At 37.6% G+C, this 13,675-nt stretch carries 12 protein-coding genes; 7 read left to right on the top strand and 5 right to left on the bottom strand.

Annotation, left to right across the window (positions count from 1 at the left end; genetic code table 11):
* The first annotated feature begins 32 nt into the window (after positions 1 to 32).
* From accC to APB85_RS10470, 6 genes are all read left to right on the top strand, one after another.
* On the top strand, positions 33 to 1,475 hold the full coding sequence (accC, locus tag APB85_RS10490) for an acetyl-CoA carboxylase biotin carboxylase subunit (protein WP_057481774.1): 1,443 nt from the start codon (positions 33 to 35) through the stop codon (positions 1,473 to 1,475).
* Between the two features lie 130 nt (positions 1,476 to 1,605).
* On the top strand, positions 1,606 to 3,147 hold the full coding sequence (locus APB85_RS10485; protein ID WP_057481775.1) for an acyl-CoA carboxylase subunit beta: 1,542 nt from the start codon (positions 1,606 to 1,608) through the stop codon (positions 3,145 to 3,147).
* A gap of 48 nt (positions 3,148 to 3,195) precedes the next feature.
* On the top strand, positions 3,196 to 3,336 hold the full coding sequence (locus tag APB85_RS17335) for a hypothetical protein (protein WP_160319246.1): 141 nt from the start codon (positions 3,196 to 3,198) through the stop codon (positions 3,334 to 3,336).
* The gene (locus APB85_RS10480; protein WP_057481776.1) at positions 3,327 to 4,229 is read left to right on the top strand and encodes an NAD(P)-dependent oxidoreductase; all 903 of its coding nucleotides are present in this window, start codon (positions 3,327 to 3,329) and stop codon (positions 4,227 to 4,229) included. Before APB85_RS17335 ends, APB85_RS10480 begins: the two co-directional genes overlap by 10 nt.
* Before the next feature lie 140 nt (positions 4,230 to 4,369).
* A complete protein-coding gene (locus tag APB85_RS10475; protein ID WP_057481777.1) occupies positions 4,370 to 4,927 on the top strand; it encodes a YeeE/YedE family protein in 558 nt (185 codons plus the stop codon).
* Positions 4,928 to 4,936: 9 nt separating this feature from the next.
* A complete protein-coding gene (locus tag APB85_RS10470) occupies positions 4,937 to 5,350 on the top strand; it encodes a DUF6691 family protein (RefSeq protein ID WP_057481778.1) in 414 nt (137 codons plus the stop codon).
* Between the two features lie 41 nt (positions 5,351 to 5,391).
* Here the strand turns inward: APB85_RS10470 and APB85_RS10465 are convergent, their stop codons facing one another.
* The gene (locus APB85_RS10465; RefSeq protein ID WP_057481779.1) at positions 5,392 to 6,006 is read right to left on the bottom strand and encodes a trimeric intracellular cation channel family protein; all 615 of its coding nucleotides are present in this window, start codon (positions 6,004 to 6,006) and stop codon (positions 5,392 to 5,394) included.
* A gap of 247 nt (positions 6,007 to 6,253) precedes the next feature.
* Here APB85_RS10465 and trxB point away from each other — a divergent pair, with 247 nt between their 5' ends.
* A complete protein-coding gene (gene trxB / locus APB85_RS10460) occupies positions 6,254 to 7,246 on the top strand; it encodes a thioredoxin-disulfide reductase (RefSeq protein ID WP_057481780.1) in 993 nt (330 codons plus the stop codon).
* Between the two features lie 163 nt (positions 7,247 to 7,409).
* Here the strand turns inward: trxB and APB85_RS10455 are convergent, their stop codons facing one another.
* The 4 genes from APB85_RS10455 to APB85_RS10440 form a co-directional block, all read right to left on the bottom strand.
* Positions 7,410 to 8,378: a Gfo/Idh/MocA family protein gene (locus APB85_RS10455; RefSeq protein WP_057481781.1), complete on the bottom strand. Its 969-nt coding sequence runs from the start codon at positions 8,376 to 8,378 to the stop codon at positions 7,410 to 7,412.
* 76 nt (positions 8,379 to 8,454) lie between these two features.
* On the bottom strand, positions 8,455 to 10,158 hold the full coding sequence (locus tag APB85_RS10450; protein ID WP_057481782.1) for a sodium:solute symporter: 1,704 nt from the start codon (positions 10,156 to 10,158) through the stop codon (positions 8,455 to 8,457).
* 105 nt (positions 10,159 to 10,263) lie between these two features.
* A complete protein-coding gene (locus APB85_RS10445; RefSeq protein WP_057481783.1) occupies positions 10,264 to 12,753 on the bottom strand; it encodes a PIG-L family deacetylase in 2,490 nt (829 codons plus the stop codon).
* Positions 12,754 to 12,913: 160 nt separating this feature from the next.
* Complete coding sequence (locus APB85_RS10440) at positions 12,914 to 13,453, bottom strand: mechanosensitive ion channel domain-containing protein (RefSeq protein ID WP_057481784.1); 540 nt, start codon at positions 13,451 to 13,453, stop codon at positions 12,914 to 12,916.
* Positions 13,454 to 13,675: the final 222 nt, after the last annotated feature.

Raw genomic sequence — 13,675 nt, 5'->3', positions numbered from 1 at the left:
AATTAACAGAATCCAAATTCAAAATCATTAAAATGAAAAAAATATTAGTAGCCAATAGGGGAGAGATTGCGCTTCGGGTAATGAAAACCATTCAAAAGATGGGAATCAAAACAGTAGCCGTTTTCTCTAAAGCCGATAGGAACGCGCCTCACGTAAAATTTGCCGACGAGGCGGTTTGTATTGGAGAAGCGCCTTCTAATGAATCTTATCTTAAAGGCGATAAAATAATCGAAGTAGCAAAAGAATTAGGCGTAGACGGGATTCATCCCGGGTATGGTTTTTTAAGTGAAAATGCCGGTTTTGCAGAAAATGTAGAAAAAAATGGAATTACCTGGATTGGCCCGGGTTCTAAAGCCATTAAAATTATGGGAAGTAAACTTGCAGCAAAAGATGCGGTTAAAGCTTACGATATCCCAATGGTTCCCGGAATAGATGAAGCCATTACCGATCCTGAAAAAGCTAAGAAAATTGCTAAAGAGATCGGTTTTCCTATTTTAATAAAAGCTTCTGCCGGTGGTGGAGGAAAAGGAATGCGTATTGTTGAAAAAGAGAAGGATCTGGAAGACCAAATGAAACGTGCCATAAGCGAAGCTGAATCGGCTTTTGGTGATGGTTCTGTTTTTATTGAGAAATACGTGTCGTCCCCAAGGCATATAGAAATACAGGTTTTAGCAGATACCCACGCAAATTATTTTCACCTGTTTGAAAGAGAATGCAGTATTCAGCGTAGACACCAAAAAGTGGTAGAAGAAGCTCCTTCGGTTGTTCTTGATGATAAACTGAGAAAGCAAATGGGAAAAGCTGCGGTAAAAGTAGCCAAGGCTTGTGATTATGTTGGTGCCGGTACTGTAGAATTCTTATTCGATGAAAATAAGAATTTCTATTTTCTTGAAATGAATACACGTTTGCAGGTAGAACATCCCGTAACCGAATATATAACTGGGATTGATCTGGTAGAACAGCAAATTAAAATTGCCAGGGGCGAAAAGCTAAAGTTGCTTCAGGAGGATTTAAAGATAAAAGGGCACGCCGTAGAACTTAGGGTTTATGCAGAAGATCCTATGGATAATTTTATGCCAAGTGTTGGAAAGCTTGAAAAATATACTATTCCTAAGGGAGAAAATATTCGGGTAGATAATGGTTTTGAAGAAGGGATGGAAGTTCCTATTTATTACGACCCGATGTTGGCGAAATTAATTACTTACGGGAAAACGCGTGAAGAAGCAATTCAATTAATGATAAAAGCCATAAAGGAATATGAAGTTGAAGGGGTAATGACCACGCTTCCTTTTGGAAAGTTTGTTTTTGAACACGAAGCTTTTAGAAGCGGAAACTTTGATACACACTTTGTAAAGAAGTATTATTCCGCCGAAAAACTTGAAGATGAAATTCAGGAAGAAGCAAAACTTGCTGCTTTGGTAGCCTTAAAAAAATATCTGGAAGACGGGCAACAATTGCGTATACCTCAAAACTAATGTTCCTATCTTTTTAAGTTGAAGTAAATTACCTCGAGGCATATCTACGAGGAATTAAATGGAAAAATTTTGAATTTCGAGGCTTGCCTCGGAGTATTTAAATCTCGATGATCGAGTAAAAAAAATATTGATGAGTCAGAATATAGAAAAGTTACAGGATAAAATTAAGCAGGCGCACCTTGGTGGTGGGGAAAAACGAATAGCTAAACAGCACGAAAAAAAGAAACTTACCGCCCGCGAACGTATTGATTATTTATTAGATGAAGGTTCTTTTGAAGAAATCGGAATTCTGGTAACCCATAGAACTACCGGGTTTGGAATGGAAGATCAGAAATTTTATGGCGATGGTGTGGTAACCGGTTATGGGACCATCAACGGAAAATTGGTCTATATTTTTGCCCAGGATTTTACCGTGTTTGGCGGTTCCTTATCTGAAACTCACGCAGAGAAGATTTGTAAAGTGATGGATCTTGCTGTGAAAGTTGGAGCGCCAATGATTGGTTTAAACGATTCAGGTGGAGCCAGAATTCAGGAAGGTGTAAAATCGCTTGGTGGTTATGCCGATATCTTCCATAGAAATGTAAAGGCATCTGGGGTGATTCCGCAAATTTCAGCGATAATGGGCCCTTGTGCCGGGGGAGCTGTTTATTCTCCGGCAATGACAGATTTTACACTTATGGTTCAGGATACCAGTTATATGTTCGTAACCGGGCCTAACGTGGTGAAAACGGTGACTAACGAGGAAGTAACTTCCGAAGAACTTGGTGGCGCTTCTACCCACGCAACAAAATCTGGGGTAACGCATATCACATCCTTTAACGATATCGCCTGCCTTGAAGATATTAAGAAACTGGTGAGTTATATGCCCCAGAACAACAAAAAGGCACCGGAAAAACTTCCATATAAATTAGGAGATGAAATAAGGGAAGAACTTGACAGTATTGTACCCGATAGCTCTACGAAACCTTATGATATGCACGAGGTGATTAGAGGAATAATAGATGAAGATTCATTTTTTGAAATTCATAAAGATTATGCCGATAATATTATTGTTGGTTTTGCGCGCTTAGGCGGAAGAAGTGTTGGAATTGTTGCCAATCAGCCAATGAGTTTGGCGGGGGTTTTAGATGTAGATTCTTCTAAAAAAGCAGCTCGTTTCACTCGTTATTGTGATTGTTTCAATATTCCGTTGTTAGTATTGGTAGATGTGCCTGGCTTTTTACCCGGTACAGACCAGGAGTGGAACGGGATCATTCTAAACGGGGCTAAATTACTTTATGCGCTAAGTGAGGCCACTGTACCAAAAGTAACCGTAATTACCCGAAAAGCCTATGGCGGGGCTTACGATGTGATGAATTCTAAGCACATTGGCGCCGATCTAAATTTTGCCTGGCCAACTGCCGAAATTGCAGTGATGGGAGCCAAAGGAGCCAGTGAAATTATTTTCAGGAAAGAAATTAAAGAAGCCGAAGACAGCGAAGCTAAGTTAGCAGAGAAAGAGGCTGAATATGCAGAAACTTTTGCTAATCCTTTTGAAGCCGCTCAACGCGGATTTATAGATGAGGTGATTATGCCTAAAGAAACCCGTAGAAAATTATTAAAAGGTTTTAGTATGTTAGAAAATAAAGAAGTACTGAGACCTGAGCGAAAACACGGGAATATTCCTTTATAGAATATTTTTAATCAAATTTAAAATACTAAACCTATAAATTTTATAAGTATGTCTGAAAATACAGAACCTAATATAAAATTAGAAAGAAAAAAGCTGGAACTGGAATTTGAAATTTCCAGAAAAATTCGTGAAGATGGTATATTATTGAACCAGGTTTATGATGAAACTATACTACCGGAATGGGAGTAAAGTTCAATAAAATTGTTTGCGTAGACCATACTAAGTTGGAAGACTGGGCTATTGAAGAACTCCAAAAGTACAGCGAGGCTGAGGTAGAGGTTTTTAAAGACAGCCCAGATTCAGAAAAGGAACTTTTAGAGCGAATTGGAGAGGCGGAAGCTATAATTGTTTCATGGAAAACCCAGATTCCAAAAAGTGTTATTGAAAAATGCAGTCATCTAAAATACATTGGGATGGCTTGCAGCCTTTACGATGATGAATCGGCAAACGTGGCCGTAGATTTTGCAAGGGAGAAAGGAATTAGCGTTAAAGGTATTTTTGACTACGGTGATCCCGGAGTGATAGAATTTATAATTTCAGAATTAATTCAATTACTCCACGGTTTTGGTAAAAACCAGTGGCGAAAAATGCCGGTGGAACTCACCGATAGAAAGATTGGAATTATAGGTTTGGGTACTACTGGTCAATTGTTAGCAGAAGCATTATTGCCACTTGGAGCAGATGTGTATTATTATAGCAGAAGTAGAAAGAAGGAATTCGAGGCAAAAGGACTTCAATATTTATCCTTAGAAGAATTACTAAAAACTTCAGAAATCATCACACTTCATCTGCCAAAGAATACCAAATTGCTGGGCGAACAGGAATTTGAAACTTTTGGTTCAGGAAAAATTTTGATCAATACCTCCTTAGGGCTTCCTTTTGAAGAAAAAGCTTTTGTAAACTGGATAAAAGCTGAAGGTAACTTTGCTATTTTTGATGGTGATGGCGGTGCTTCACTTTCCGAGGATACAAAACGAATAGATCGAGTTATTTCTCATAAAAAAAGTGCAGGCTGGAGTGCCGAAACCCAACGTAGACTATCAGAAAAAGTACTGGAGAATTTAAAAGCTTATTTTAATTAGTTAGAGAGAATATTTATAAAAATTAGTACGAAACCCTGAATTTATTTCAGGGTTTATTTTTATAGCTTCATCCTGTAACAATTGTTACTGTCTTGCTGGAAAAATTCTAGTTAATTTGCAGTTCGAAAAAAATAAGAACTATGGAATGGATTTTTGAGCCGTGGCCCTGGTATGTATCGGGTCCACTTATAGCTTTAATAATGTTTTTACTCATCTTTATCGGCAAAGGTTTTGGAATGTCTTCCAACCTAAGAACGATGTGTACAATTTGCGGTGCAGATTCTAAAGCCGATTTTTTTGATTTTGACTGGAAATCACAGCGCTGGAATCTTATTGTGGTAACCGGCGCTATTATTGGCGGATTTATAGGAGCAAATTTTTTAAGTAACGATCTTTCGGTAGCCATTAATCCTGATACGATTAATACCCTGGAAGAACTTGGCTTTAGCAGTGCCGGGGAAGCTTATCTTCCAACTGAACTTTACAGCTGGGAAGCCGTTGGCGGTATTAAAGCTTTAATTATTCTATTAGTTGGCGGAATCTTAATTGGTTTTGGAGCGCGTTATGCCGGGGGTTGTACTTCAGGACACGCAATTTCTGGATTAAGTAATTTGCAATTACCCTCTTTAATAGCCGTTATAGGCTTTTTTATAGGTGGTTTGGTAATGGTGCATTTATTATTTCCGTTAATATTTTAAATTGAAATTATGAGAAGTATAGGATATTTATTGATAGGTATATTTTTTGGAATTGTAATGTTTAAATCTGAAGCCGCTTCCTGGTTCAGGATCTATGAAATGTTTCAGTTCCAGTCTTTCCATATGTATGGAATTATTGGTTCGGCCTTGTTTTTAGGAGTTATAGGCGTTCAAATTATAAAACGTAAAAACCTGAAATCTTTTTTTGGACAGCGAATAACATTTATTCCGAAAGAAAAAAGTTTTAGCCGTTATATGTATGGTGGGATTATCTTTGGATTAGGTTGGGCGCTTGCAGGTGCCTGTCCGGGACCAATATTCACCTTAATTGGCGCAGGATTTATGCCGATATTAATTGTATTTGCAGGATCTCTTTTAGGTACTTTTATATATGGATTACTTCGGAAGAAACTTCCGCATTAATTACAGTGTGAGTTCGTAATGAAGAGCTAGTTTTTATTTTCCTAAGAAATATAGAAATAGGGGAGTGAGATATGATATTTTACCACAAGTAACCTAATTGAGATCACAATTAGCGAGGTGGTAAGGTAAATGATATCCTGGTTAACACCCAGGTCGTGCATAATTACAAAAACAAGTCCGCCGAAGAGGCAAGCGGTTGCGTAGATTTCCTTTCTAAAAATTACCGGAATTTCATTACAAAGTATATCACGTATGGCGCCTCCAAAGGTACCCGTCATAGCACCAAGGGCGATACAAATTATAGGATCAAGATCGTTTCTAATCCCTATTTCAACGCCGGTTATGGTGAAAATTCCTAAACCAATGGTATCAAAAAGAAAAAGGGATTTTTTAAGGTAATTAATCTTATTTCTAAAAACGATGGCAAGAATGGTTACGACGCCAATTAGGTAAATATAAATGGTGTTTTCCATCCAGGTAACCGGCGTGTTGCCAATTAAAGTATCTCGTAATGTACCGCCACCAATGGCAGTTACAAAACTAATAATAAAGATACCAAAGAGATCAAGACGGCGGTCCATAGCCGCCAATGCACCAGAGATAGCAAAGGCGATGGTTCCTAAAATATCAAGTATATTGAATAAAGTAAGTTCCATTTACTCGATAATCGAGATTTTAAAATTGTTGCGGACTTCCCGAAATATAAAGTTTATCCTAAAAATCTACCGGTTTGCCGATAGAGATTTTAAGACAAAGGTATAGTTAATTATGAGAAGCCGGTAATTTTTATTTTAGGAATGAAGTCTATACCCAGGAATTATTACTAAATAGTAAATCTTAATAAGATTCATGTAAGTTTATAACGAAAGTTACTACTTTTGTAAGACAGAAAAACAAGATAAAATGAGTGATAAATTAGAAAGAATAAAAACTTTAATCATAGGGTCTGGTCCTGCGGGGTATACCGCAGCAATTTATGCATCCAGAGCCGATCTTAAACCTGTAATGTATACCGGGCTTGAACCTGGCGGGCAATTAACCACCACTACCGAAGTGGATAACTTTCCTGGTTACGCCGATGGTGTTGACGGACCAAAAATGATGATGGACTTGCAAAAGCAAGCCGAACGTTTTGGAACCGAAGTACGTATAGGGATGGTTACCGAAGTTGAATTTAGCGATAAAGTAGGTGGAATCCATAAGGCTTGTGTAGATAATTCTAAATGGGTTGAAGCTGAAACTATTATTATTTCTACAGGAGCTACAGCAAAATATCTTGGTTTACCTAGTGAACAACGTTTACGTGGCGGTGGAGTTTCAGCCTGTGCCGTTTGTGACGGATTTTTCTATAAAGGTCAGGATGTTGCCATAGTTGGTGGTGGAGATACCGCGGCTGAAGAAGCAACTTATTTGGCTAATATTTGTAATAAAGTAACTATGTTGGTTCGTGGTGACCAGATGCGTGCTTCTAAAGCCATGCAACATCGCGTTACAAGTACTAAGAATATAGATCTTCGTTATAATACAGAAGTAGATGAAGTTATTGGCGAACAAGTGGTAGAAGGCCTTAGAATGCTTAACAAAGAAACTGGTGAGAAAGAGCAAATCGATATCACCGGATTGTTTATAGCGATTGGTCACAAACCTAACACCGATATCTTTAAAGGTAAATTAACAATGGATGATACCGGGTATTTAATGACCGAAGGAAAATCTACCAAAACCAATATCCCGGGAGTTTTTGCTTCTGGAGATGTGCAGGATAAGATTTATCGCCAGGCAGTAACTGCAGCCGGAACCGGTTGTATGGCCGCTTTAGATGCAGAGCGCTATTTAGCTGTTGTTGAAAGCGAAGAAGGAGAAGAGGTGAAAACTACTAAAAAAGTAGAAGCTTAATTTCCTGGAATTTATATATAAAAAAACCTCACAGATCTTTTAGATTTGTGAGGTTTTTTGTTTTTAGTTGAAAATTTATTGCCAGCCTGAACTCATTTCACAGCTTGCTCCGATTTCTTTCGAAGATCTAGGACGGCTAATATGAATTGCAGAGCCAGGAATTTTAATATTCTAAACCAATTTGATCTCTAACTTTATCCAGCAACTCAATTAACTGTAAACTTTTTGCGAAGGTCATTTCGGTGCTTTCGGTTTTACCTTCCAGCAACATTTTTTGAACGTGTTTAGCTTCAAAATTATATCCATTGGAATTCACTTTAAACTCTTTGGTTTCTTCACTTTCCGGAGTTTGAATCTTTACGCTAGTAGGCTCATGAAACCTGGTGTTTAGTGTTATGGTAGCTTTTTCAAACTGAATAATAGCCGCAGTGGGAGTTTGCCTTACAATAGAACTTCCTAGCTCTGCTTCTACACCGTTTGTGTATTCAAAAATCATATCACATTCGGTATCGATGCCGGTTTCGCTAAACTTAGCACTTGCATGAATCTTCTCGGGTGTTCCCAAAGCACTCATCGCCATAAATATAGGGTAGATGCCAATATCCAGCAAACTGCCGCCACCCAGGTCTTTATTGTAAAGTCGTTTATCCAGGTCTACCGGTGCCGGAAAACCAAAGTCTGCTTTCAGGTTTTTGATCTTACCATATTTCTCAGATTCAATTAAGTCAAGTACAAATTCAAAATGCGGAAGGAATTGTGTCCACATTGCCTCCATAAGAAACACGTTTTCTTTTTTTGCCTTGGCAATCATTTCTTCTACCTGCTCTTTATTGATAGCGAAAGGTTTTTCACATAAAACCGCTTTTTTATGATCTAAACATAGTAATGTTTGTTGATGATGAAAAACGTGAGGTGTCGCAATATATACTACATCTAGAGCCTCATCCTTCAGCATGGCTTCGTAGCTGGAAAAAAATTTGGTGGCGTTGTACTCTTTTGCAAAAGCTTCCGCTTTAGATTTAGAGCGGCTGGCCACGGCATAAAGTTCAGCTCCTTCTACATCTTTTAATCCTGTTACGAATTTTCCGGCTATTTTTCCGAGGCCAAGAATGCCCCATTTTATTGTTTTCATTTTAAATAGAGTTTAGTCTTAACATATAGATTGTGGTTTTTATTGATCTAATAATTTTCGAAATCTCCACTATCTGCTATGTCTTTTTTATTTTGTGTTCTGGTGTTTTTATAAATAATTCCAGGATTAATGCGAGAGCGATAACTAAGAGACATCCTACCAGATTAAGCCATAAATAAGGCATCACATCAAATGTAAAAATAATGATGATTATAATTTGTGTGATTATAGCTGCGATAAAAACCGAATTACTATTTACAATTTTTATAAAAAAGGCGAGTAAAAATATACCCAGTACATTTCCGTAGAAAATAGAGCCTATGATATTTACCAGCTGAATAAGATTGTCAAACAAATTGGCGAAACTAGCAAAGGCAATGGCTATAAGTCCCCAAAGCAAGGTAAACCACTTGGAAGCTTTTACGTAATGTCGATCAGATTGTTCTGTTTTACGGCTTCTTTTGTAAAGATCTATGGAAGTCGTAGAAGATAATGCGTTTAATTCAGAGGCGGTAGAGGACATTGCAGCAGAAAGGATCACTGCCAGTAATAGGCCAATTAAGCCTCGTGGGAGATTATTCAGTATAAAATGAATAAAAACATAATCTTTGTCGTTGCTTTCGGCGTCTTTATCAGAAGCATCGATTAAGTCTCTTGCTTTTTGCCTTGTTTCTCTTTCTGAAGCATTTAAAGAAGCTAAGTTTTCACGGTAAGATGAATTATTTGCAGGGGTAAAATCATTGTTTTCTGCAAATTGTAAATGTAGATTTTGTTTTTTCTGCTGGAGCGCGTCGTGCTCTAGCATTAAATCCTCATATTGGCGGCCATATTCTGAATTCAAAACAGTTTCAGTCGCGGCGGGATTAAAGTTTAATGGCGCATTATTGAATTGATAAAATACAAAAACCATGACACCAACCAGCAAAATAAAGAACTGTAACGGCACTTTTAGCATTCCGTTCATAATCATTCCCATTCTGCTTTCTTTGACAGATCTTCCGCTTAAATAGCGTTGCACCTGGCTTTGATCTGTTCCAAAATAAGAAAGCGCTAAAAAGCCACCACCAATAATCCCGCTCCAAAAAGTATAACGGTTTTCAAAATCGAAGGAGAAATCGAGAATATTCATTTTACCACTGGCACCCGCGATTTCCAGGGCATTATTAAAATTAATATTTTCGGGTAAATAGCTTAAAATAATAAAAAACGCAGCAAACATCCCGGTAAGAATTACAGCCATTTGCTGTTTATGGGTCACACTAACTGCTCTGGTACCCCCGGCAACGGTATAAATAATCACTAAAGAACCTATAAGAACAGTAAGTCCTGAAAGGTTCCAGCCTAAAACCGCCGACAAGATTATGGCCGGGGCGAAAATGGTAAGCCCGGCGGCAAGACCTCGCTGTATTAAGAATAAGATTGCTGTTAAAGTTCTCGTTTTTCTGTCGAAACGTGATTCTAAGTATTCGTAAGCCGTGTATACATTAAGCCTTTTATAGATTGGAATAAAAAACATACAAACTACTACCATGGCAAGCGGTAGCCCAAAATAGAACTGCACAAAGCCCATCCCATCGTGAAAGGCCTGTCCAGGTGTAGAAAGAAAGGTTATCGCACTGGCTTGTGTGGCCATGGTAGAAAGTCCTATGGTCCACCAACGGGTTTCGCTTCCGCCACGAATATAATCCTGGGCGCCTTTATTATTTCGGGTCTTATAAACCCCGTAGGTTACAATAAAGGCCAGTGTGCCAAGAAGGATTATCCAGTCTATTAATTGCATATTATGAGAATAGGGACATTATGAAGTAAAAGATTACAATGTAAGCCGCATTGGCCAAAAGAACGAAGGTGTATGAGCTGCTCCAGGTAAATTTTTCGGGTTTTTTCATTCTTTTCCTATTGAAATCATATTTGCAAAAAGTCTATAAGCACCCGGAACGCCCGCAGGAAACTGCCTAAAAAAGCTGAGTCCCGTATAAATAAAATAACCTTCTCCATATTTTGCTACGAGTAAACTTCCATTTTTGGGAGTTTCATTTTTATCGTGCATAGAGAGAATTGGTGTAAAATCTTCACTCCACGAATCCGGGAAATAAAGTCCGCGTTCCTGAACCCAATTATCAAAATCTTTTTTAGTGATTTTGTTCGGGGAATTTAAAACGGGATGTTTTTCAGCTAGAAATCTAACTTCAGCAGTTTCATAGGTTACGCGATCCCGTGATAATTCCAGCGGTAATGGTGATATATTTTCGGTCACTAAACCTCGATTGGTATTGTATTGCACAATTAAATTTCCGCCGTTCTCTACGTAATCAAAAAGTATTTGCTGTTTATATTTTAATGCCTCAACCGTATTTAGAGCACGAATTCCCAGTACAACGGCATCATATTTTTGTAACGAAGACCTGGAAATTGTCGCAGCATTTAATTTATTTACACGATAACCGATTTGTTCCAAACTTTCGGGAACAACATCGCCCGCACCTTCAATATAGCCAATGAGTTCTCCTTTTTTCTGAATCTCTAAGCGTGCAACTTTTAATTTTGCAGGAACAACCAGATTTTGTTTCGGAATATGAGGGTAATCTATAGAAATAAGTTCTTCTGAAAATTTCCTGCCGTCTATTGTTGCTGTTGGAATGATAAAGCTTTCATCCTGCTCTTTTGGCGGGGTGACTTCAAAAGAAAGATTTGTGGTACTTCCTTTTTGCTGAAGCTGAAAAGTATGATTTTTAGGTTCAATAATCCAGCCTTCTCCAGCAGAAAGACTCACTTCACCTTTTACGTTTGCCTTTCCTGAAGTAAGTTTTACTGAAATGTTTTTAGGTTCATCGTTTTCAAAAATTATCATTTCGTCTTCAAAAGAAAGCGAAACTTCTGGGATAATCTCAAATGGCTGATAAGTTTCCCCCAGAACAGGATCATTGTATTTGTAGACTATAGGTTTTTCAAAACTTAGCATAACTCCATTAAAGTCAAGATTAAAAAGGCTTTTAGTGAGTGTAGGTGTTTCGGGAAGACCTCTTAATTGTTGATCTTCTACTTTATATATTCCGTTATTTGCAGCCTCTTTGAGCCAATAGGGAGTGGTGTAAGCTGTATTTTCTGGAACCTTCAGCGTGATCTCATTTTGCCAATTTTCGTTATTTCCCAGTTTAATTTCTGGATTAATTTTAGCGTTATTCGGACTTAATTCTACCGAACTCAAAGTAATCGAGAAATCACTGCGATTAATAGCTTCGAGGTTTATCTGAACGCTATCCCGTGCGGTAGCCGAAGCTTGATTTGCGACAGCCTCTAAAAATAAACCTGAGCTGGAATAGATAATATTCTTAATTTCTTTGGTTTTTACTTCACGCCAGTGTTCATTAGGTAATTCACGAATCAATTTATAAGCTTCTACCAGTTTTGGTAAACTAGCGGCGGGATTTTTAAAATTATAATTCTCTTCAACCTGAGTCAGGATTTCGCCAATTTCTGCGCCACCCTCTAACTTACTCCAGGAAGTATCAATCCCTTTAAAAACCTTTTGTGAGCGAATGGTATCTCCCTTAATTGGCTCTAAGTACTCCATTTGACTTCCCCGGGAACCTGTGCTGCCAAAACCCTGAGATTGGTGCTGACTTCGGCTTAAAGAAGAGATTTCGGGATTTGAAAGTCCCAGGAGCGGAAAATAAACTCCGGTATCAAAACTTACAAATTGGTTTTTATTAGCTTCTTCAAAAGCTTCCTGCCCTCCATAGAACCAGGGGGAAGTATTAAAATATGCCCGCTTGGCTTGATATGTTTCTGTAAATTCTAATTGCTCCGTAAATTTATCAGGATTTGCTGCGGCTTCAAAGGCTTCAAGACTTAGGATGGCAGAAGATGTGTGGTGACCGTGAGTGGTGCCCGGTGTACGATGATCAAACCGGTTGATAATAACATCAGGTTTAAAATTTCTAATGATCCAAACCACGTCACTAAGTACTTTTTCTTTATTCCAAATTTCCAGGGTTTCCTCTGGAGTTTTTGAATAACCGAAATCGTTGGCACGGGTAAAAAACTGTTCCCCACCATCTATACGTCTTGCTGCAAGTAGCTCCTGCGTTCTAATTAGACCTAATTGCTCTCGTAATTCAGGCCCTATAAGGTTTTGTCCACCATCGCCACGAGTTAGCGAGAGGTAAGCAGTTCGGGCATTTTTTTCGTTCGAAAAATAAGAGATTAGCCGGGTATTTTCGTCATCTGGATGGGCGCCAATGTATAGCACAGAGCCAAGGAAATTAAGTTTTTTTATTTCCTGAAATATTTCAGCAGCGTTTAATTTTTCAGGCTTCTGTGCGTGTAAATTCAACAGAAAAAAACAGAAAAGGAAACTAAGTAGTTTGCGCATAGATCTCAAGGCGATTAAATAAAGATGACCAAATATAAAAACTTTAGCCGCCTGAAGATAAGAATTTACTCGATAATCGAAGTTAAATGATCCAGAGCTTGTGGCAAATTAAAATATTATTCTTAATTAAATCCTCGATGAATCTTCCAATAAGAATTTCTTAGAGGCTGCTTTTATCCTCATCAAGGTAAACATCTTTTTCTACCAAAGAGACTGCTTTTTGTAGAATGAGATTGTTGGGATAAGTAATTAATTCTCCTTCTAAAGTCCTGAGATGTAAATGAAAAGCCTTTATATCTTCAATAATAGCTTCAATAGGAAGATCTTTGTCATGTATTTTGATCTTGTCACCAATTTTATACGGAAATGAAAAGAAAAGAATAACCCCGGAAGTGATATTACTTAAAATTGACCAGATAGCAAAAAGTGCAACCCCAATTACCGCGAACACAGAAGAAAATATTAGGGAAAGTTCTGTAAGCCCCATTCCCCAGGCGATAGCTAATAGGAAAAAAGCAATAAAGAGAATAAGAATATTAATGTATTTGAACATTAATTTAGTTCGGGTGAAGTTTATTTCACTGCGTTTTCCAACTCTATGCGCAGCTTTCTTTAAAAGAAACTGAACAATTAATAAAACGAAAACTGTTACTACCGTATAGGAGATTTCAGTTCTATACAATGAAAAAACTTCGTACATAATTTAGGCTAAATTTTGATACAAAGGTAATCTAAAAAGCCATTTTTCAATAAAAATTAAATAACAATTCCTTAATTTTTTACATTAAATATAAACTTTAATAAGTAATTTTTAATATACAGTAAATCAATTAAATAACATTTTATAGTCGGTTTATTTTGTAATTTTTACTCGACCTTCAAACTTTAATGTTTCGTGTTAGCAAGAAACATGAAGTTTTCA

The sequence above is a fragment of the Salegentibacter mishustinae genome (assembly GCF_002900095.1).
In the GTDB taxonomy this organism is placed as follows: Bacteria; Bacteroidota; Bacteroidia; order Flavobacteriales; family Flavobacteriaceae; genus Salegentibacter; species Salegentibacter mishustinae.
Note: the sequence above shows the minus strand (reverse complement) of the source record. Positions and strands in the feature narration are given on the sequence as shown.

Bases quoted from the DNA above. Each gene is read 5' to 3' on its own strand.
- APB85_RS10445 (WP_057481783.1), bottom strand. From the start codon at position 12,753: ATGCGCAAACTACTTAGTTTCCTTTTCTGTTTTTTTCTGTTGAATTTA.
- APB85_RS10475 (WP_057481777.1), top strand. From the start codon at position 4,370: ATGGAATGGATTTTTGAGCCGTGGCCCTGGTATGTATCGGGTCCACTT.
- APB85_RS10480 (WP_057481776.1), top strand. From the start codon at position 3,327: ATGGGAGTAAAGTTCAATAAAATTGTTTGCGTAGACCATACTAAGTTG.
- trxB (WP_057481780.1), top strand. From the start codon at position 6,254: ATGAGTGATAAATTAGAAAGAATAAAAACTTTAATCATAGGGTCTGGT.
- APB85_RS10450 (WP_057481782.1), bottom strand. From the start codon at position 10,158: ATGCAATTAATAGACTGGATAATCCTTCTTGGCACACTGGCCTTTATT.
- APB85_RS10465 (WP_057481779.1), bottom strand. From the start codon at position 6,006: ATGGAACTTACTTTATTCAATATACTTGATATTTTAGGAACCATCGCC.
- APB85_RS10455 (WP_057481781.1), bottom strand. From the start codon at position 8,378: ATGAAAACAATAAAATGGGGCATTCTTGGCCTCGGAAAAATAGCCGGA.
- APB85_RS17335 (WP_160319246.1), top strand. From the start codon at position 3,196: ATGTCTGAAAATACAGAACCTAATATAAAATTAGAAAGAAAAAAGCTG.
- APB85_RS10440 (WP_057481784.1), bottom strand. From the start codon at position 13,453: ATGTACGAAGTTTTTTCATTGTATAGAACTGAAATCTCCTATACGGTA.
- APB85_RS10470 (WP_057481778.1), top strand. From the start codon at position 4,937: ATGAGAAGTATAGGATATTTATTGATAGGTATATTTTTTGGAATTGTA.
- APB85_RS10485 (WP_057481775.1), top strand. From the start codon at position 1,606: ATGAGTCAGAATATAGAAAAGTTACAGGATAAAATTAAGCAGGCGCAC.
- accC (WP_057481774.1), top strand. From the start codon at position 33: ATGAAAAAAATATTAGTAGCCAATAGGGGAGAGATTGCGCTTCGGGTA.